This window comes from Paenibacillus alkalitolerans, assembly GCF_016482785.1.
Taxonomy (GTDB): Bacteria; Bacillota; Bacilli; order Paenibacillales; family YIM-B00363; genus Paenibacillus_AE; species Paenibacillus_AE alkalitolerans.
In genome coordinates, this window is sequence record NZ_JAEMXM010000013.1 from 1 (window position 1) to 20,210 (window position 20,210).

At 56.2% G+C, this 20,210-nt stretch carries 13 protein-coding genes; 9 read left to right on the forward strand and 4 right to left on the reverse strand.

Annotation, left to right across the window (positions count from 1 at the left end; all coding sequences use genetic code 11):
* Positions 1-70 precede the first annotated feature (70 nt).
* Positions 71-1,072, reverse strand: a complete 1,002-nt coding sequence (locus JET16_RS18810) for an MraY family glycosyltransferase (protein ID WP_199618654.1) — start codon at positions 1,070-1,072, stop codon at positions 71-73.
* Positions 1,073-1,278: 206 nt separating this feature from the next.
* Between JET16_RS18810 and JET16_RS18815 the strand changes: the two genes are divergently transcribed.
* Positions 1,279-2,964 carry a diguanylate cyclase gene (locus JET16_RS18815; RefSeq protein WP_199618663.1) on the forward strand — a complete coding sequence of 562 codons (1,686 nt, stop codon included), beginning with the start codon at positions 1,279-1,281 and terminating at the stop codon, positions 2,962-2,964.
* 113 nt (positions 2,965-3,077) lie between these two features.
* Here JET16_RS18815 and JET16_RS18820 read toward each other — a convergent pair whose 3' ends face one another.
* Both JET16_RS18820 and JET16_RS18825 read right to left on the reverse strand, forming a co-directional pair.
* Complete coding sequence (locus JET16_RS18820) at positions 3,078-3,296, reverse strand: hypothetical protein (RefSeq protein ID WP_199618665.1); 219 nt, start codon at positions 3,294-3,296, stop codon at positions 3,078-3,080.
* A gap of 59 nt (positions 3,297-3,355) precedes the next feature.
* Complete coding sequence (locus tag JET16_RS18825; protein WP_199618667.1) at positions 3,356-3,496, reverse strand: hypothetical protein; 141 nt, start codon at positions 3,494-3,496, stop codon at positions 3,356-3,358.
* A 315-nt stretch (positions 3,497-3,811) separates the two neighbouring features.
* Between JET16_RS18825 and serC the strand changes: the two genes are divergently transcribed.
* The 4 genes from serC (at position 3,812) to JET16_RS18845 (ending at position 6,699) form a co-directional block, all read left to right on the forward strand.
* Positions 3,812-4,900, forward strand: a complete 1,089-nt coding sequence (gene serC / locus JET16_RS18830) for a 3-phosphoserine/phosphohydroxythreonine transaminase (RefSeq protein WP_199618677.1) — start codon at positions 3,812-3,814, stop codon at positions 4,898-4,900.
* 130 nt (positions 4,901-5,030) lie between these two features.
* Positions 5,031-5,657, forward strand: coding sequence for a zinc dependent phospholipase C family protein (locus tag JET16_RS18835; protein ID WP_199618680.1), 627 nt, complete (start codon positions 5,031-5,033; stop codon positions 5,655-5,657).
* A 41-nt stretch (positions 5,658-5,698) separates the two neighbouring features.
* Positions 5,699-6,214: an orotate phosphoribosyltransferase gene (pyrE, locus tag JET16_RS18840; RefSeq protein ID WP_199618682.1), complete on the forward strand. Its 516-nt coding sequence runs from the start codon at positions 5,699-5,701 to the stop codon at positions 6,212-6,214.
* 152 nt (positions 6,215-6,366) lie between these two features.
* Complete coding sequence (locus JET16_RS18845; RefSeq protein ID WP_199618685.1) at positions 6,367-6,699, forward strand: hypothetical protein; 333 nt, start codon at positions 6,367-6,369, stop codon at positions 6,697-6,699.
* Positions 6,700-6,801: 102 nt separating this feature from the next.
* Here the strand turns inward: JET16_RS18845 and JET16_RS18850 are convergent, their stop codons facing one another.
* Entirely contained in the window at positions 6,802-7,743 is a 942-nt protein-coding gene (locus JET16_RS18850; RefSeq protein WP_199619232.1) for an ArsR/SmtB family transcription factor, read from the reverse strand.
* A 374-nt stretch (positions 7,744-8,117) separates the two neighbouring features.
* Here JET16_RS18850 and addB point away from each other — a divergent pair, with 374 nt between their 5' ends.
* From addB to JET16_RS18870, 4 genes are read left to right on the forward strand one after another with little or no spacing between them, the layout of a single operon-like run.
* Entirely contained in the window at positions 8,118-11,657 is a 3,540-nt protein-coding gene (addB, locus tag JET16_RS18855; protein ID WP_199618688.1) for a helicase-exonuclease AddAB subunit AddB, read from the forward strand.
* The gene (gene addA / locus JET16_RS18860; RefSeq protein WP_325176726.1) at positions 11,654-15,550 is read left to right on the forward strand and encodes a helicase-exonuclease AddAB subunit AddA; all 3,897 of its coding nucleotides are present in this window, start codon (positions 11,654-11,656) and stop codon (positions 15,548-15,550) included. Before addB ends, addA begins: the two co-directional genes overlap by 4 nt.
* A 29-nt stretch (positions 15,551-15,579) precedes the next feature.
* Positions 15,580-16,773, forward strand: a complete 1,194-nt coding sequence (locus tag JET16_RS18865) for an exonuclease SbcCD subunit D (RefSeq protein ID WP_199618692.1) — start codon at positions 15,580-15,582, stop codon at positions 16,771-16,773.
* Positions 16,770-20,204: an AAA family ATPase gene (locus JET16_RS18870; protein WP_199618695.1), complete on the forward strand. Its 3,435-nt coding sequence runs from the start codon at positions 16,770-16,772 to the stop codon at positions 20,202-20,204. Before JET16_RS18865 ends, JET16_RS18870 begins: the two co-directional genes overlap by 4 nt.
* Positions 20,205-20,210 lie beyond the last annotated feature (6 nt).

The following is a 20,210-nucleotide window of genomic DNA, read 5'->3' on the forward strand; positions in this document are numbered from 1 at the left end:
GGCTTTCTTCAAACTGTCCACCAACAAGGTCACAGTTCACACTTAACAGTGAACGGGCGGCGGTTTTTTATCAGATTTGCACTAGCAGCAATATAATCGAAGATAAACTAAAGCAGACGCTGATGAGACACAGGAACGCAACGACATGCTTCGGTTTCATGCCTGTCTTAAGCAGCCGATAGTGTGCTTGGCTTGCATCCGCCTGATAAATCGGTTTCCCTTGCAGAAATCGTCTTATAACAACAAATATGTTATCAAAAATAGGCACACCGAGGGCGAGAATAGGGATAAAGAGCGACAAAACGGTTGCCTGTTTAAACACGCCGTCCAAAGCGATGACGCTTAGAATGAAACCGAGGACCGTAGCTCCGGCGTCTCCCATAAATATTTTCGCTGGCGGTTTATTATACCGTAAATAAGCCAATGCGATCCCGACGAGAACGATGGCCATGATCGCTGAATTGCTTTGATCTTTGGCCAGGGCTACTATAAAGAGCGTTGCCGCGGAAATAGCCGAAAGTCCTCCGGCAAGACCATCCATTCCATCGGAAAAGTTGATCACAGTAGTGACGCCGAAGATCCATAGGACGGTAAGAATAAGCTGCAGCCAGACCGGCAGAAGCACATAATGCTCGGTAATTGGATTATAAAAGCCTGTGAATGCAATACCTGAAGCGAAGACCACCAGCGCTGCCGACACTTGTACAATCAGTTTCGGCAACGCAGGAAAGTCTTTGCCTCGCGTTTTATACCAGTCATCGATCGTACCGATAATTAATAAAAGGAGAGCACCGAACAAAATAGCCGCTGTCTGTAACGAGAAATCATTAGTTATCAGAGGATATGTAACCGCAAAACCTGCAAATATGGCGTAGCTGGCCGTAAGCGGAATCGGTTCGCGATGAATTTTCCGTTCTACGTCTTTACGGGGCTTGTCCACAAAATCAATCCGAAAAGCCAGTTTTCTAAGAGGCGGAATCAAGAAATAAACGATTGCGAACGACAGCAGAAATGCAAGCGCGTAAAGGATAACGATCAACTCCAACAATATAAAATTTACCAACGCTGACATACATTATTGTATACTTAAAGCTGGCGTTTGTCGACGAAGTTCGACCGTTCCGCTTAACAATCGACTCTATTCGCCTTTGCGGAGGACAGCCCCTCGAACCGTGATCGGTGCAATGCAGGATTTGTATGGGGAAACGTCGAATGAAGTAGTCAACTTTCCTAAACTCTTTCTGACATTACAAATCTCTTTCAGGGGAGGTTGACGATTTGACCTTATCCATTGAAAGCTGTCCTCAATGCACATTCCAGATCGTCTGGCACCCCGGAGTCAGCGAAGATGAAGTTTGTCCGCATTGTTCCCGCCCGCTAAGCGAAGATTGGAAACAAAACATGCGCGCCAAGCTGCAGGAACAAGCAACCCCGGCTTCGTTCGTTAAGCTGCTTGACCAGCTCGAGGTGATGTACAATCCGAACATCCGGCTGGCGGTTGAACCGGCCAGGCTTGCCCTTGATATTTCTGCGGAGCTTGCTATCGAAGAGTTGGAGAAAAGAGCGCAACTTGTTCACGCCAACGTGTTGGTGTGTCTCGGTCAGATGGCGGAGGGCGGCCGCATCTTGCGCAAGATCAACGCGTGGGCGATTGAACATAACAATACTCACGTCTTGGCGCGCAGCCACCGGCATCTTTCGGCATTTTTTCACCGGATCGGCGACAGTTCCAGCGCGTTAGAGTTTGCCCTCAACGCAATCGAGCATACACCGCGAAATATACCGCCCCAAATCAGGGCCGATCATCTGATGGTGCTGGCCATCGCGCTTGATTCGACCGGGTCGTATGACAACGCCCGCCGCCGCTTTCATGAAGTTCTGGACATCTCCATGGCGACCGGTCATGTACCCCTCGCGATGTATGCGCTAAATAATATGGCTTACACCAGCTACGAGCTCGGTGACGCGAAAGAGGCGGCATCGCTGGTGGCCAGGCTTCGGGTGCTTGCCGCCAAGCACGGCGTGCCTTTGGTTGCTCTCCATCTCGATACGATAGCGAGAGTAGAGCTTCTTCTTGGCAAGCCTGAGGATGCGGAAAGAACGCTGCAGCCGGTTATCGACGATTCCGCCGAACAGTTGGTTGGCGACCTTACCTCTCTCCCGGAGTGCATGCTGACGATTGCGGAGGCGCAGCGGCTGCAAGGGGCGTATGACCGTGCGCAGGAGACGATCGATAAAGCCCGGCAGCTTTGCGAAACTCACGGATTTGACGGATTCCGGGTAAAGGTAAGAGTTGAGCAAGCGCAGCTTTATGCGGCGACGGGACGATACCGCGAAGCCTATGAAGAGCATCTCGGTTTCCATTCGGATTCGGAAGCGCTTCGTTCGACCGAGCGCGAAGTGAGAGTGCGCATTCTGCAAGCGGTCTTCGAAACCGAAGAAGCGAGACGCAACAGCGAATATTTCCGGGAGATGGCGCTGCGCGATCCGTTGACAGGATTATATAACCGGCGTTTTATCGATGCTCATATCGACGGTTTGATAGGGAACTCCGTAACGATGAATGAACCTCTTACGGTTTTATTGATCGATTTGGATCATTTCAAGCTAATCAACGATACGTTCTCTCACGAGACCGGCGATGCGGTGCTCATACATTTCGCGCAAATCTTAACCGCATCCGCCGTCGATCCGGCAAAGTCGGCCCGTCTTGGCGGAGAGGAATTCCTCGTCATTCTCCCCGGATTCACATCGGTCCAGGGGCTGCAATTCGCTGAAGAACTGTGCCGCTTGATCCGCTTCGCCGATTGGGAGCAGATCGCTCCCGGCCTTTCAGTCACCGCCAGCATCGGAATCGCAACGACCAAAGCTCATCTGTTCACAAGATCCGCGCTGTTAGGGCTTGCGGACAAAAATCTTTACACCGCGAAAAATTTGGGCAGGGATCGCGCCGTGGCGTCGTAAGGTCAGGACACTTAGAATAGGGCTAGTAATGAGAACTCGTGAATGTCATTATCCTGTGACCGAATTAATGTATAAAGTCATTATTAATCCTCCTTAACGGGAGGATTTTTCCGTCAGCTTTGATTTTGATTCGGCGCATGCTGCTCCGTGTTGACGTTCGCGCCAGCCGCGCGCCCGGCTTGAGTCAACGACTGGATGCTGTCCAGCGAGCTTTGAATTTTTTGAATTTCCGCGGCAAGCTCGTTCGGTGAGTTGACAACAGCCTGCATCCGGCGGCCCGATTCCTCGATTTCTTTGGCTACTCTGTTCACTGTAGAAATATCGAATTGCATATGAGAGAAGCCTCCTCCACTATTTTGATTAGCTTATATTTTCCCGCAATTTCCAAATTTCATCCGGGCAGCAACGAGAGATTGCAGGCCGAATGGGTAACTTCGATTTTGGTGTAAAGCGTTTCCTCCCCATTGGAATTGCTGGATCTGCCCGTACCTTTTACATGAAAGACGGCAATGGCTAGTATTATTGGTTTCATTATTCTCACTCCACGTATTTTTTTAGTTGTAGTTATGATTGACATTAACCAAATGACAAGTATAATGTTAACAACAATCACAGAACCGGACCATGCCAATGATGAGCATCCAACTCGGAGGCGTTTTCGTCAAGATCATCCTTCCATGGATGTATCCTAAGTCAGCCGGATCCGCCCGTTATCGCGGAACCAAGAGGATCGAATAGTGCAAACAAATTCGATCAAGTTGGGTGGCACCGCGAGTCAACGCTCCTCGTCCCAAACGGACGAAGGGCGTTTTTTTGTTTTCCGAAAAATCTTATGGAGGTTGAGGGAATGATTTATCGTATCAACAATTTTAACCCGGGACCGGCGGCTCTTCCGCTGGAAGTGCTGCAGGAAGCGCAGAAGGAATTTGTCGAGTACGGCGGGCGCGGTATGTCGGTAATGGAGATGTCGCACCGCAGCAAAGATGTGGAACGTCTTAACGAAGAGACGCAACAGTTGCTTTTGGAGATATTAGGTCTGCCTCCGGGGTACCGGATTCTATTTATGGGTGGCGGTGCAAGCACGCAGTTTGCTTTGGTGCCGCTCAATTTTCTCAAGAGTGGAACGGTTGGGCGCTATATTGTGTCAGGCAGTTTTTCGGAGAAGGCATATATGGAAGCGATAACGGTCGGCAAAGCGGAAATTATCGCCAGCAGCAAAGCACATAACTGGAGAAGACTTCCTGATTTGAATGATGTTCAACTGGGAGCGGATACCGCCTATGTCCATATGACGACGAATAACACGATCGAGGGTTCGCAATTTCGGGCATTACCCGCCACCGGCCAGGTACCTCTGATCGGCGACATGACAAGCGATATATTAAGCCGCAGATTCGACTATACTAAGTTTTCAATGTTCTACGCATCCGCTCAAAAAAATCTTGGCTGTGCCGGAGTGACCGTCGCGGTCATTCGAGAGGAAATGTTGAAAGAATGTCCCGAACGAATTCCGGCGATATTTAGATACAGCACCTTTGTTCAGCATAACTCGCTTTATAATACCCCTCCGGTTCATTCGGTCTATATGATGAAGTTGGTGCTAGAATGGGTCAAGCGGCAGGGGGGCGTTGCCGAACTGGAGAAGCGCAATATCGAGAAAGCTAACCTGCTCTATGACGTCATTGATGTCAGCGGCGGTTTCTACCGAGGCTTTATCGAGAAACCTTACCGTTCATTGATGAATATCACGTGGCGAATGTCGGATGTGGAACTGGAGAAGCGTTTTGTGCAGGAGTCCGAGCGCAACGGCTTTGACGGATTGGCCGGCCATCGCAGTGTCGGAGGCTTGCGCGCTTCGGCATATAATGCGGTTTCCGTCGAGTCGTGCAGAGCGCTTGCCGATTTCATGATTGATTTCCAAAAACGTAACGGATGAAGACGAACAACAGCGAGAAACGATGAGGATTATCCATCAATTAGATTGATATGTTCGAAAAATCTATTATTTTGATGTTTAGCCCCTGGTAAAATAAGGTATGCCGCAAAAAACGGGGAGGATCGGTCATATGCCATGGCCTATGGTACATTTCTCGATAGCTTACGAAATGTTTGAAGGCAATCCCTGCAATGAATTCCTGCTCGGAAGCATTGCTCCCGACGCTGTTCAGCTAAGGAACGATAAGATCTCAAAGGCAAAGTCCCACTTGCATCACAGCAGGGGTGAATGCCCTGATTGGTCTGGATTAGTTGATTTTTATTACACTAAGGTAAATGATAGTAAAGACGACGGATTTAAAATGTTCCTTCTCGGGTATGTCAGCCACATTATTGCAGACGACCTATGGGTTAAGTATAAGCATGAACTGAGCGGTTCAGATAAACGGGTTTTGAAGACTTTGTGGGATGAAGAAAATAAGTATGATTTCCACCTTAAACGAACGGTTCCATGGCGAGATGTTGTGGAAGAGCAAGTTACTGACTCTGCTCTTTATATATTAAGCGATTTATACAACTTGGATGAACTGGATCACTGGAGACGTCATGCTTTTATATGGTTACATACACCAGGGAACGAGCTGTTGATTGAAAATCAATACTTGGACGATTCAAATGCAGGCGCCTTTATTGAAGAGACCGCTTCCACTATTTCCGGATGGATGAAAGCAAATGTAATTTATTGCGGTAGTGAATAGCAGTATATGGTAAACTCAGAAGAAAAACTTTGGGGTGCACTATGGAAAAGGCCGCTTTAGCCAACGAGATCTATAAGACGTCACATTTAGCAGGTCGTTTCACACTAAGGTCCGGAAAAGTTTCGAACGAATATTTTGATAAATATTTGTTCGAATCAAATCCAACTCTGTTGAGTGAAATTGCCGAGCATTTATCCAAATTGATTCCACAGGGTACGGAAATACTCGCAGGTCTTGAAATGGGAGGCATCCCCATAGCAACCGCATTATCGCTAAAGACAGGCATTCCGGTTGTTTTTGTGAGAAAAAAAGCTAAAGAATACGGTACTCGCAAACTGGCGGAAGGCGCAGAAATTCAAGGCAAAAATGTATGTATTGTTGAGGATGTCGTCACTACAGGCGGTCAAATATTGTTGAGCTCGGACGACTTGAAAGCATACGGAGGACGCGTTAAAAATGTGTTATGCGTAATCGAGAGGGAACCGTCGGGCAGAGACAATCTTGAAAGCGCGGGATTACAAATGTTTTCTCTGTTCACGATGGATGATCTGAGGTGAATTTGAAAGCCATGCAAATATAATCGTAAATGATGAGGCCGAAACGTTAAAATAAAGTTCATCAATCGATCATAATTTAATAACAATTATTTGGTATCATCAGGGTGAGAAAAACCAAACAAAAAGCAAATTCTGCAAAGGAGTGTTGCTTCATGAATGGTTTTCTAGTCGCTGTGATATTTGCTGTTGTGCTGCTGGGCTTCGTATATTGGAGACGTGCGAAGGTTTGGACAGTCGTTTTTGATGGAATGGAGTTGACGGAACAGGCATCGGACCAATATTCGTTATTGAAAGATAACGGTATCCGTTGCCGGATGCGCAATGCGCCGCTGCGCTCCAACCATAACGCCGATATTGTAAATAACACCTCGTCCGAGCCGTTCGAAGTAAGGATCATTATCGAAATTCATAAGGATGATATACAGAAAGCGAAACAAATACTGCAGCAGCACGTAAGCGGGCAATACGAATTCTCTTTTAAATGAATGAAACCTCCGGCACCGGTGTGTCGGAGGCTTTTTTCTTCTTATCATCAGAAAGAGCGGCAGAAAGTACCGCTGCATACGCGGGTTTCAGCGTTAGCATCATTACTGTGGCGCGTTTGCCAGAGGCATCGGTTGAACGCTTGCGGAGTAATACAGCTGAAACACAATATCTTGATTGTAATTTCCGAATCCGGTCCCGAATAAGGTGACGCCGCCGATATGCTTCGCATCGTCCATGCACGCGATCCGGAAAGTCCATTGCTTTCTTTGGATTTCAATGTCGGCGAGCGTCACGCCTGAAATCTTGTTGCCGTCCATATATGTTCCTTCCGGAGTAATTCGAAGATACTTGAGCAGCCCGTACTGGTTGATTTCCCTCGGCCACCATCCGGGGGTGTAATTGCCGCGGGTATCCCCGAAATCGCCCGGGCTAGTCCAGGTGCCCAGTTCCACGTGATTAAGGGAAAACGTGATGTCCGACGGCCAATTATTGTTTGTGGAAGGGGCTTCGGATGAAAGCTCCATCGAAATGACCAACTCTTGAGGAGTTTGGCTGGATAATAGAAAGTTCGGCACCTTATATTCAATATATCCTTTGCCGAACCACAAAATTTTGGCGTTTACTCTATCGGCATCCCAAAAATACCTCGGTTCGTCCAACTCTCCGATAATTTTCCACGTTGTGGCTAAACCGCAAGTCGGGTAGATCTCGAAGTCGGTGTAATGTCCTACCGATAATTCGGTTCGATGAAACTCTCGTTTCGATTCTTGTTTCGTCGGAAAGTCGATTTCCATTTTATCGACGCAAAGCATGCAAATTTTTTGCACTCCGCCTTTGCCCGGAACCATCTCCGTGCGGATGATGCCCGCTTTTTCCAATTTCTTGATGTGCATGGTCATGATTGCGCTGCTCAACCCGACGGCTTCCGCAATTTCTTTAATGTTCATCGGTTCTTTCGCCAACAGTTGAATGATCTGGAGCCGAACGTTGCTTGCTAGCGCCTCGTACACCGGCAGTGCATTTTCCGATATGTCTAGTCTCATCTGCATGGCGCAATTCTCCGTACACTATAGACGGAAAGGACGCGCCTTCCCTCCTCGTTTGAAATGTGAAATTTGTATACTTTGTTTCATTGAGTTGATCGATTGAAGCTTTTCATATTATAATAGAACATACATTCGCATATTGGAATACTAGAACTATCATTCATAGTGATTAATGAAAATGTTATATAAGTAATATACAACTTTATCGCTATTATCACAATAGGTGTAGACGGTACCCATTGGGCGGAAAAAAATGAACGTTGCCAGGAATGCCGCCGGGTGGTAAGTTGGAAAAAACGGGAGAAGAGCGGTAAGAAGACAACCGTGAGGTTGTCACGGTAGTGTTCTATCACGAGTAAGGGGGCCTGACTTTGGCGGTTCGATGGATGATCGGGGAAGCGGGCACGGGGAAAAGCCGCCGCTGCTTTGACGAAATCGGAGGGGAATTGCGCGCGTCGCCGGACGGACCTCCCCTCGTGCTGCTCGTTCCCGAGCAGATGACGCAAGCGGCGGACCGTGTGTTCGCGGCGGAAGTAGGAGGGACGGTTCGCGCGCAAAGCTTCAGCTTTCGCAGGCTCGCCTTTCGCGTCATGCAGGAAGTGGGCGGAGCGGCCCGCATACATATCGACGATACGGGAATAAAGATGCTTCTGTACAAAATAGCGCGAAGACGGCAAAAGGAGCTTCGCGCGTTTCGCCGCTTGGCCGGGGGCCAAGGATGGATCGACGCGGTCCAAGAATGGTTGGCGGAATGCAAAAGATACCGCGTGGATTCCAAGACGCTGCGGACGTTCGCGGAGAAGGAGGACGGCGAAGGCGGTTTGCATATCTTGAAGGACAAGCTGTCCGATTTATCCATGTTGTTCGCAGATTTGGAGAACGAGCTTAGCGGCAAGTACGTCGATTCGGAAGACTATCTTTCGATGCTGGCCGATATGATACCGCAATCTACATACATAAAGAACGCCCGAATTTGGGTGGACGGATTTCACGGGTTCACCCCTTCTGAACTGAACGTGCTGCAGCGGTTATTCCGGCATGCGGCGGAAGTTACCGTAACGCTTTGCCTGGACCGTGATTACGACGAATGGGAGGAACCGGACGAGCTGCACCTGTTCCATCCGACGGCGTCAACGCTGCTGCAATTGAAGCGGGCTGCGCAGGAAGAGTACGCAGAAGTGCGGGAGACCGTCTTGCTTGCGCATGAAGCGGACGAATGGCGCCATAAGGATAACCCGCAGCTGGCTGCGCTTATTCACGGTTTCGTGCAAAGGGAAACGGGAGAAGCCGTCAAGGGGCGGGCATTGCCTGTCGGCGGCGCCGTGCCCGCAGCGAAATTGTGTGCGGCGGCTCACCCGCGCGCCGAAACGGAAGCGGCGGCGAGAGAAATCGTGCGGCTTGCGGCGGAGGAAGGGTACCGGTGGCGGGACGTGGCGGTGTTCGTCAGAGATTGGGAACGGTACGCCGATGTGCTGTCGTCGGTGTTCGCCGACTACGGCATTCCTTATTTCTTGGATCAAAAGCGCGCCGTTCTTCATCACCCGCTGTGCGAGCTCATCCGTTCCGCTCTCGAGGTTGTGCAAAGCCGTTGGAGCTACGACTCCGTCTTTCGCTGCGTCAAGACTGATTTATTGCTGCCGAAAGATGCGTACCCTTACGATTCAATTGCCCGGTATGCGATGGACAAGCTGGAGAATTATGTGCTGGAGTACGGCATCCGCGGCGGGCGTTGGACGGAGAACGCAAGGTGGAAAATCATTGCAATGGCATCGCTTGAGGATGAAGAAGAGCAGGAGCGGCGCGGCCAACAACTATTGAAAGAAGAGGAAGAGCTGCACCGGTCCCGCACGCTCGTGGCGGCTCCGCTTCGCCGTCTGGAAGAGCGGCTGGGGAAGGCCGCCACGATGCGAGATCAAGCGGAAGCGTTATATTTGCTGCTGGAGGAGTGCGGCGTTCCGGCCAAACTCGAAGCATGGCGCGAGGCTGCGGAAAACAACGGACAGCCGGAACTTGCAAGGGAGCACGATCAACTATGGGACCGCGTTATCGACACGCTTGACCAGTTGGCCGAGCTAGTCGGCGACGAGCCGGCCGATACCGAATTGTTCGCAGGCATGCTTGGCGCTGGCTTGGAAAGCATACGCATGGGGCTCGTACCCCCGGCGTTGGACGGAGTGTTGGCGGGTAGCTTGGACCGCACGCGAACCTTCGGAGTCAAACGGTTGTTTTTACTCGGGGTGAACGACGGCGTCATTCCGATGCGTCCGAAGGAAAACGGCGCCATTACCGAGACGGAGCGCGAAAAGCTGCTCGACCGCGGCCTGCGCATCGCGCCTGACGCAAGGCGGCGATTGTTGGACGAGCGCTACCTGCTGTACTGTGCAATCGCCCTGCCTTCCGACGGATTATGGGTGAGCTATTCCTTGGCCGACCCGGAGGGGAAGACGCTTCTGCCGTCGGAATATGTCCGCGTGATTAAGCAGCTTGCGCCGGGGATCGCCGAACGGTTCGCAGCGGGCGAACCTCCGGCCGGGCTAAGCGACGAGGAGACGGCCGCGCTGCTCACGGGACCGGAGCGGGCCATATCCGAGCTGCTTCCGCAGCTCAGGCGTTGGAAGCGGGGAGAAGCCGTGTCCGGCGTTTGGTGGGCCGTATACAACTGGCTTAGCGAGCATGACGTTTGGCGGGACCGGCTGCGCGATCTGACGCCGTCGCTGTTTTATTCCAACCGTGACTCGAACTTGTCGGAAGCCACGGCCCGCGGATTGTACGGCGCCGTGCTGCGGTCCAGCGTCTCGCGCCTCGAACGGTTCGCCGCTTGTCCGTTTTCCCACTTCGCGGCATACGGCTTGCGTCTGAAAGAGCGGCGCATGTACAGGTTGGAGGCGCCCGATATCGGCCAGTTATACCACGCGTCTCTTAGTTTGCTGGCGAAGCGGCTTGCGGAAGAGGGGCGGACATGGGCCGATATGTCTTACTCCGAATGCATCGAACGCGCGTATATGACGGTGGAAGAGCTGGCGCCGAGGCTGATGGCGGAAATATTGTTCAGCTCGAACCGCCACAGGTACATTACTCGCAAGCTGAAGAACGTGGTCGGCCGTACCGCTTCGATACTTCGCGAGCAAGCGGTTCGCAGCGGCTTCCGCCAAGCGGCCGCTGAGCTCGAATTCGGTCCGGACGGCGCGATCCCGCCTTTGACGTTCCAGCTGCCTAACGGCGTTGTGATGGAATTGTCGGGCAGGATCGACCGGATCGACGGCGCGCAACGCGAGAGCGGATGGTACATGCGGGTGATCGACTATAAATCGCGCCAGCATCGATTGAAGCTGGAGGACGTATATTACGGATTGTCATTGCAATTGCTCGCTTACTTGGACGCGGCAGCGCGGCACGCCAACCTGCTGCTCGGAGCTCCGGCCGAACCGGCCGGCGCTCTGTATTTCCATGTGCACCGGCCGACGCTTGCGCGGAATAACGCGGCGGAACGCGAACGTGCGGAGTACGAGCAGTTTCGGAAGTTTAAGATGAAAGGGCTGCTTCTGAACGAGGAAGTCGCGGCCCGCTTAATGGATACGGGAACCGATAAAGGACATTCCCCTGTCGTTCCGCTGGAGTGGAAGACGGACGGCACGTTGTCGAAGCGCTCTTCGGCGGCGGACGCGCAGAGCTTGGAGCTGCTTCGCGCGTTCGTCCGGGAGAAGATGGCGGAACTCGGAACCGGCGTAAGCAGCGGAATCGTACAAGCAGCCCCGTACCGCAGAGGAGCGGAGACGGCTTGCACCTTCTGCAAACTAAAGCCGGTCTGCGGTTTCGACGCCGACTTGGAAGGCAGCGAGTATCGGAGCTTGCAGCCGTTATCGGATGATGAGGTATGGGAACGTCTGGGTAAGGAGGATGAGCGCCCATGATGGAAACGCAACAAGGTCACAATGGGCCTCCGCCAAAACCCGCGAATGCGACATGGACGGACGAGCAGTGGCGTGCCATAACGGAACGGGGAAGTCACCTGCTCGTCGCCGCGGCGGCCGGCTCAGGCAAGACAGCGGTTCTTGTGGAGCGGATTATCCGGACGGTCGCCGACGAGGAATCGCCCATCGACATCGACCGGCTGCTCGTAGCGACGTTCACGAATGCGGCGGCGGCGGAGATGAGGCACCGGCTGAGGGACGCGCTGGACAAGGCGCTGTCGTCCCGGCCCGGATCCCGCCACCTGAGAAGACAGCTGGCGCTCGTCGGACGGGCGTCGATCACGACGCTTCATTCCTTTTGCCTAGAGGTGGTAAGGCGTTACGCTCACCTCACCGAATTGGATCCGGCGTTTCGCATCGCCAACGAGACGGAAGCGGCGTTGCTCCGGCAGGAAGCGCTGGAAGCCGTATTTGAAGAGGCGTATGGCGGGAGCGAGGAAGGAAGCGCGTTCTGGCAGCTGTCCGAACGGTTCGGAGGCGAACGGGGCGACGAGGCGCTGTACCGGTTAACGGAGCGGCTGTTCGATTTTTCCCGCAGCCATCCGTTTCCGGAGCTTTGGCTTGAGGAGGCGGTTCAGGCGTTTCGCGTGGAAAGCGAAGGCGATTTGCCGCCCGGCCATCCGTGGCTCGCCAGTTTGGAGAAGGATGTGCGTCTTGAACTGGAAGGCGTCGCAGCGGCGCTGCGAAGAGCGAAGACGCTTTCGCAGCGGCCTGCGGGACCAGGCGCGTACGCGGAAAATTTGCAGGACGATATGACCGGCGTCGAGAAGCTGCTGCATGCGCTGGAAGCGGGCGGATGGCACGGTCTTCAGCAAGCGGTGGCGGAAGGGGTTGATGCCTCGGCGTTCGGCCGCCTGAAGCCTCAGCGTGGGGACGTAGACGCGCTGCTGCTCGAGCGGGTGAAATCGCTGCGGCAGGAAGCCAAGGAAAGGCTGGCCGCGCTGAAAGACCAGCTCCTAACGAGAACGCTGGAAGAGTACGCGAAGGAGCTGGCGGCGCTTGCTCCGATGATGGACGAGCTCGTCCGTCTGACGATGCGTTTCGGAGAAGCGTACCGGGAGCGGAAAGCGGAGAAAGGTCTCGTCGATTTCACGGATTTGGAGCATGCGTGCCTGCAGGTGCTGCGGGATCCCGCGTCGACTCCGGACCGGTTGGTCCCGACGGAAGCGGCGCTCGCTTACCGGGAGCAGTTTGTCGAAGTATACGTCGATGAATATCAGGATACGAACGCCGTACAAGAGACGATATTGCGGCTCGTATCGCGGGGCGACACACCGGAGGAAACCCGCGCGGGGAACCGGTTCATGGTCGGCGACGTGAAACAGAGCATTTACCGGTTCCGTTTGGCCGAGCCGGGACTTTTTTTACATAAATACAAGACGTACGGAACGGAAAAAGACGATCGCGGAACGCCGGCGGCAGGAGTCAGGATCGACTTGGCGCGAAATTTCCGCAGCCGGCGCGAAGTGGTTGACGCCGTTAATTTCGTGTTTCGCCAGACGATGCACGAAACGGCAGCCGAGCTGGATTATGACGAACGGGCGGAGCTCGTTTGCGGCGCATCGTATCCGGAAGGTGACCCCATCCACGATTTGTCAGCCGATCTCGTGCTGATCGACCGCTCTCCGGAGACGGATCAAGGCGGGGGTCGCAATTATGACCGAGCGGACTCGGAGGAGGACGGCGATGACAACACGGCGGACGAAGCCGATGGAACAGCCGATTGGAACGCGGCCGACATGGAAGCGCGCGTCATCGGGCAGACGGTCGCGCGCCTGATGGGACGCACCGGGCTTCCGCCGATGCAGGTGTTCGATAAGTCGGCAGGCGGAACGCGGGACCTCATGTTTCGGGATATCGTCATCCTGCTGCGCGCCGATAAATCGTGGGCGCCTGCGTTCTTGGAAGGGCTGCGCCAGTACGGCGTGCCCGCGTATGCGGAGCTTGGCGGAGGGTACTTTCAAGCGCTGGAAGTCGAAACCGTAATTTCGGTGCTGCAGACGATCGACAATCCTCTGCAGGACATTCCGCTTGCCGCAACGCTTCGATCCCCGATGTTCGGCTTTTCGGCGGAGGAGCTTGGGAAAATCCGGATTATCGGCGGCAAGGAAGGCAGCTTGTACGATTCGGTCGGCGCCGTCGCCGCGCTGCGGGAACCCGCGGATGAAACGGCGGCTGCGCTGAGGGATAAAGCCGCGCGGTTCCTGACGACGCTGGAGCCGTGGCGGACGGCTGCCCGGCAAGGAACGCTCGCCGATCTGATATTGCGCATATACCGGGAGACGGGTTATGCGGATTTCGTGGGCGGACTGCCTGGCGGCGCCCAACGGCAGGCGAATTTGCGCGCGCTTTACGACCGGACGCGGCAGTATGAAGCGACAAGCTTCCGAGGGCTGTTCCGGTTCTTGCGCTTCATCGAGCGCCTGCGCGATTCCGGGGCGGACCTGGGGGCCGCGCCGGCGCTCGGAGAGACGGAAGACGTCGTGCGCATCATGTCGATTCATAAGAGCAAAGGGCTTGAATTTCCCGTTGTCTTTGTTGCGGGATTGGGCAAGTCGTTTAACCGCAGCGACGAGCGCGAACCGTTCCTCATCCATAAAGAATTGGGCTTCGGCCCCCGGTTTGTCGATGCGGAATTAGGCGTCGCATATCCGACGCTGCCCCAACTTGCGATTCGCAGGAGGCTGCGCGCGGAGGCGTTGGCGGAAGAGATGCGGGTGCTGTACGTTGCGCTGACGAGGGCGAAAGAGAAGCTCATTCTCGTCGGGTCGGCCAAAGGATTGGGCAAGCGAATGGAAGCATGGGGGACCGCGGCAGCCGAAGATGGCCCGACACTTCCGGCTTACGCCGTCGCAAGAGCTTCTTCGTATTTGGACTGGCTCATTCCCGCATTGCTGCGCCACCCGGCCTCTGAGGAGCTAAGATCAAGATTCGGCATCGCCGTAGAAGGCTCGGAAATTCGGGACGGTTCCCGGTTCCGTCTTGCCGCGGTGCTGCCCGAATCGCTCGCTGAGGCCGCCGTCGCGCGCGAGAAGACCGAACAGTGGATCGACAATGCTATCCGCCAAGGGCTGCCCGTTCCGGACGATTGGACGGCGAGTGATACCGACGTTGCCAGAAGGTTGGGCTGGCGTTACGATCGGCCCGCGGCGGCCGCGCTGTACGCAAAGACATCCGTCACGGAGTGGAAACGCAGGATGGAAGAAGATGATACGGATATCTCCCATCCTGCCGCGATGGCGCGAATAAGCGCGGTTCCGGCCCGGCGGCCGAGATTTTTGGAACGCAGAGGGTTGACTCCGGTCGAACGGGGGGTTGCCTACCATTGCGTGATGCAGCATTTGCCGCTGCGCGCCGGTTTATCGTCAGGGGATGTGGATGCATTCCTTTCCGATTTGGTCATGCGCGAATTGCTTACCGCGGAGCAGCGGGAGTCGATCGATCCCGAGGCCGTCTGCCGGTTTATCGAGACCGAGGCGGGGGAGCGGCTGCTGCGCTCGAATAGGGTGTATCGCGAGCTGCCGTTCAGCGTAGGGCTTCCCGCGTCCATCGTATATGGACATGAAGCGGGCGGATTCATCCTCGATACGGAGACCGCCCGGGAGCCGGTGCTTGTGCAGGGCGTGATCGATTGTTTATTTGAAGAGGACGGCGGGTTCGTTCTCATTGATTATAAGACGGATAGAGTTTGGGAAAACCGCCTGGAACAACTGCAGGAGCGTTACAGGCTGCAGCTGCAGGTGTATGCGGAGGCGGTCAGCATGTCGCTTGGCAGGAACGTTTTGGCGAAATATTTGTATTTCTTCGACGGCGGCCGCCTGTTGAAATTGTAGAGTTTCTGTTGAGAGGCGGGGAGAAAAGGATGCGGTTATTACATACGGCGGACTGGCATTTCGGACGGACGCTCGAGGGGAGAAGCCGTTTTGAGGAACATGCGGCGTTCGTGGAGGAGCTGGTTCGCGTCGCGGACGAAGCTTGCGTCGATGCTGTTTTGATTGCCGGAGACGTGTACGATTCCGTCAATCCGCCGGCCGATGCGGAGACGTTGTTTTATGAAGCGCTGACCATGTTGTCCAAAGGCGGCGCCAGGCCTGTCATCGCCATTGCTGGCAACCATGACCATCCGGACCGGCTGAGCGCTTCAGGACCGCTCGCGCGGCGGCACGGCATCACGCTTGCCGGCTCTCCGACGGTGAAGACGGTCGAGTTTGGCGTCGAACGTACGGGGGAACGCGCCGTCGTTTACGCGCTTCCGTATCCCTCGGAGGCGCGGCTTCGCGAAGTGCTAAGCGTCCAAGCGAATGAGGAAGCTTTGCAGAGGGCGTACTCGGAGAGGATAGCGGAATTGGTCAAGGAAGCGACGGCCGAGCGCTTTGCGCCCGATACGGTCAATGTGGTGATGAGCCATCTGTATGCGCTCGGCGGATACGAGTCGGATTCGGAGCGGCCGATCCAAGTCGGCGGAGCGTATACGGTACACCCGTCCGCGTTCGGTACGGCTGCGCATTATGTGGCGCTCGGCCATTTGCATCGCGCGCAGATGGTAGGCGTTCGTGAAGAAGGCGCGCCGATCGTGCGTTACTCCGGATCGCCGATCGCGTTTTCTTTCTCGGAGCGCGGGCAGGCGAAGTCGGTGACGATTGTGGAAGTGTCGCCCGGGAACCGTTCTTCGGTTGTTCTCGAAGACGTGCCGTTGTCGTCAGGCAGGCCGTTGGTGCGCTGGGAAGCGAAGGAAGGGTTGGCTCAAGTGCGCGCGTGGCTGGATGAAGGGAAGGACGCCCGGGCGTGGATCGATTTGGAGCTGCACTTGACCGAGGCGTTGTCGATGGAAGACATTCAAGGGCTGCGCCGCGCTCATGAAGGCTTGGTGCTTATTCGCCCGGTGTATGCGATGAATAAAGAAGAGATTGCGCTGCGTTCGGAAGCGGGATTGCCGATCGACGAGCTGTTTCGCAGGTTCTACTCGCGCCAGACGGGCGGAGCGGAAGCGGGGGACGAGCTCGTGAGCTTATTTTTGGACCTCGTTCGCGAGGATGGGGAGGCGGAGCCGGCATGAAACCTGTTACATTGACGCTTGCCGGCCTGCAAAGCTACCGGGAAGCGCAGCGCATCGATTTTTCGGCATTGTGCGAAGCGGGCGTGTTCGGCATATTCGGTCCGACGGGCAGCGGGAAGTCGACGATCCTTGATGCGATCACCCTCGCAATGTACGGTTCTGTGGAACGCGCCGGAAACAGCATTCAAGGAATTATGAACGCGATGGAGGATGCGCTGTCCGTGTCTTTCGAGTTCGAACTGGCGGAAGGTACGAGGCGCAGAACGTACCGGGTGGAACGTACGTACCGCCGCAAGACGGACGGTTCCGTAGAACAGCGACTCAGCCGGCTCACGGAAGTCGGGGTTGAGGCCGGTTCGGAAGATGTTGTGTTGGCGGATAAATCCGGAGAAGTCACTTCGATGGTGGAGAAGCTCATCGGCTTATCCATGACCGACTTTACCCGGGCCGTTGTGCTGCCTCAAGGGAAGTTTTCCGAATTTTTAGGTCTGAAGGGGCGGGAACGGCGCGAAATGCTGCAGCGACTGTTCCGGTTGGAGCGGTATGGCGACGAGCTTGCCGGACGTCTCGCCGGACGGGTGCGCGGCGTAGAGTCGCGGATGAGGGAAACCGCGGCGGAGCTGCAGGGGCTTGGCGACGCCTCGCCGCAAGCTGTGGCGGCCGCCGAGAAGGAGCTGGCCGATGCGTCCTTGTCGGAGCAGGCCAGCCTCGAACGGCTGCGGGCGATCGAGGCGAAGCACGCCGAGACGGCGCGGCTTTGGGAATGGCAAGGGGAAGCGCGGGCGCTGGAGGCGGAACGGACGTCCTTGTCGTCCCGTGAAGAGGAAGCTGCGGCTATGGAGGCCGCGCTAGCAGACGCTGCAGCTGCGGACAGGCTTGTTCCGATGGCTGATGAACGCCGGGAAGCGTCGAATCGGGCGCAGCGATTGGAGGCGGAATGCCGCCGGTTGGAAGCGGCTTTCAAGGAGGCCGCCGATCGTTATGCGGCGCTGCGAGAGGAACACCGCGCCGCCGAGCTTCGGCTCGCCGAAGGAGAGGCGCCTGCGCTTGTCCGGCTGGAGCAGCTGCGTCAGGCGATTGAGCTGTCGGAACAAGTGCGCGCCGGGGAACAATCGGCGCTGTCTTGGGCAGCCGCCCGGGAGAAGGCGCTTATGGAACGCGATGCGTGCGCAGAAGCGCTGGAGAAGAAGACGACGCTGCGGACGAAAGCGTTGACTAAACAGAACGAGCTGAGGAAAGAGTTTGTAGGCTGCGACGTGTCCGCGGACGAGCGGCGTAGCGTTGCTTCCGCCGAAAGTGCGCGCAGCGCTTGGGCTGCCGCTGTTAAAGCGGCGCAAGCGGCCCGGGCGGAGGCTGACGCGTACGCGAAAACCGTTGCCGGCCGCGAAGCGGAAGTTCTCCGGTTGGAGGAACAGGCCGACGGGTACTTGCGCAGGCTGCTGCCGCTTCAGGATTCGCTGGGACGGTACGCCGCCGAATTGCGCGAAACCGACACGATCGTTGCGGGATGGGAAAGAACTCTTCCGGAAGCGATTGATTCCGCGCGCGCGGACATCGCCGCCGGCGAACGCAAGGCGCTGGCGCTAACATTGGCCCAGAGTCTCGTTCCCGGGGAGAGCTGTCCCGTGTGCGGTTCGACTCATCACCCCGGGATCGAGTCCTCCGCCGGTGATGAGGAGCATAAGCGAGGTCAAGAGAATCGGGAGCGGCTGCAATCGCTTGAGAAGCTGTTGACCGGCGTTCGCAGCTTGTCGGCGCTCGTGAGCAGGGAAGCGGCAGCCGCAGGGAACGGGTTGGACCGGCTTTTCGCCGCTTTAGGGGTGCAGAACGATACGGAGCGGGAAAGCAGCGCGGTTGATGAAGCGGCAGCCGCATTGGACGTGGCGGATGCGGGCGCACTATCCGAGGCGTTCGAGCAGCGCCGTACGGCAGTGGCTGAAGCGTCGGAGCATATCCGCGGCATTGCGGCGGAAATTGGGCCGGCGCTTCAACAATGGGAGGCGTGCAGGAGCCGCCTCCGGGACGCGTCCGCCGCGCTCGCGGCCGAACGCGGCGTGAAGGATACGGCCGTCTTTAAAGCGAACGCGCTCGAATCTGACGCGGCCTCTCTTGGGGCAGCGTGGGCGCGCGAGTTTCCCGGGCTTACGCCGGAAACTTTGGAAGAGCGCATGCGCGACATCGAGCGCCGCGATGAAACCGCCCGCGAGCTGCGGGAACGCCTTGATAAAAGCGAGCAGTTCCTTGCCGGCATCGCTGCGGAGCTCGAGGCGCTCCAGCGCGAGCTCGCGGAGAAGGATAAAGCGCTCATCTCCGCCCAAGCGCAAGAGGAGGCGGAGTCGCGCGCCCTCGCCCTTAAGCGGGAGTCGCTGCATCGCGCGGCGGGCGACGGCGGCGACCCTTCCGAGCAAGCCCGTCAGCTGCAGGCGTCGCTTGAACGGTTGCGCGAGCAGGAGCGCGGTTTGCGCGCCGCCGCCGAGGAGTCGCGGTTGTCGTCGGAAGACGCAAGCCGGGCGCTTGCGGCCGGAGCCGAGGCGCTGAAAGGCGCGCGAGAACGGCTGCAGGAAACCGAGGACCGCTGGAGGAAGTCGTTAGAAGCGAGTCCGTTCGAGTCGGAAGAAGAGGTCCTGTCGAAGCGGCTGCCGGAAGAAAGGCGCCAAGCGTTGGCGGAATCGGCTGCCCGTTACCGGGAATCGGTCGCGAGCGTCACCGCCCGGCTGGAGGCCGTATTGGCGCGCCTTGGAGGCCGGACGGTCGAAGAGGGCGAGTGGAAGGAAGCAGCCGATTCGCTCGAGTCCGCCAAGCGGGAGCGGGAAGCGGCGCTTGAAGCGCGGGCGGCGGCGGAGCGTTCGGCGGTTCAACTGAGGGAGAAGCACGAGCAGTGGATGCGGTTGACGAAGGAGCATGAGCAGCTGGCGGATCTGCACGGGAAGCTGTCCAAGCTGCAGGCTGTGTTCCGGGGCAACGCATTCGTGGAGTTTTTGGCGGAGAAGCAGCTGTACGGCGTGACGCAGGCCGCTTCCGAACGGCTTGCGCAATTGACGCGCGGCCGTTACGCGATCGAGGTCGATTCGAACGGCGGTTTTGTGATCCGCGACGATGCGAACGGCGGCATCCGCCGCCCGGTATCGACGTTGTCGGGCGGCGAAACGTTCCTGACGTCTCTAAGCCTCGCCTTGGCGTTGTCCGCTCAAATCCAATTGGGCGGCAAATATCCGCTCGAGTTTTTCTTCCTTGACGAAGGGTTCGGCACGCTCGATCCGGAGCTGCTGGACAATGTGGTCACCGCGCTCGAGCGGCTTCATGTCGAACGCTTTTCCGTCGGCGTCATTTCGCACGTGCCGGAGCTGCAGGCACGACTGCCGCGCAAGCTGGTCGTCAGAGCGGCGGACCCGCTCGGCGCCGGATCCCGCGTGCGAATGGAAACGATCTAACTTAAT

Coding starts and splice junctions, on each gene's coding strand:
- JET16_RS18810 (WP_199618654.1), bottom strand. CDS start 1,072: ATGTCAGCGTTGGTAAATTTTATATTGTTGGAGTTGATCGTTATCCTT.
- JET16_RS18820 (WP_199618665.1), bottom strand. CDS start 3,296: ATGCAATTCGATATTTCTACAGTGAACAGAGTAGCCAAAGAAATCGAG.
- JET16_RS18825 (WP_199618667.1), bottom strand. CDS start 3,496: ATGAAACCAATAATACTAGCCATTGCCGTCTTTCATGTAAAAGGTACG.
- serC (WP_199618677.1), top strand. CDS start 3,812: ATGATTTATCGTATCAACAATTTTAACCCGGGACCGGCGGCTCTTCCG.
- JET16_RS18835 (WP_199618680.1), top strand. CDS start 5,031: ATGCCATGGCCTATGGTACATTTCTCGATAGCTTACGAAATGTTTGAA.
- pyrE (WP_199618682.1), top strand. CDS start 5,699: ATGGAAAAGGCCGCTTTAGCCAACGAGATCTATAAGACGTCACATTTA.
- JET16_RS18845 (WP_199618685.1), top strand. CDS start 6,367: ATGAATGGTTTTCTAGTCGCTGTGATATTTGCTGTTGTGCTGCTGGGC.
- JET16_RS18850 (WP_199619232.1), bottom strand. CDS start 7,743: ATGAGACTAGACATATCGGAAAATGCACTGCCGGTGTACGAGGCGCTA.
- addA (WP_325176726.1), top strand. CDS start 11,654: ATGATGGAAACGCAACAAGGTCACAATGGGCCTCCGCCAAAACCCGCG.
- JET16_RS18865 (WP_199618692.1), top strand. CDS start 15,580: ATGCGGTTATTACATACGGCGGACTGGCATTTCGGACGGACGCTCGAG.
- JET16_RS18870 (WP_199618695.1), top strand. CDS start 16,770: ATGAAACCTGTTACATTGACGCTTGCCGGCCTGCAAAGCTACCGGGAA.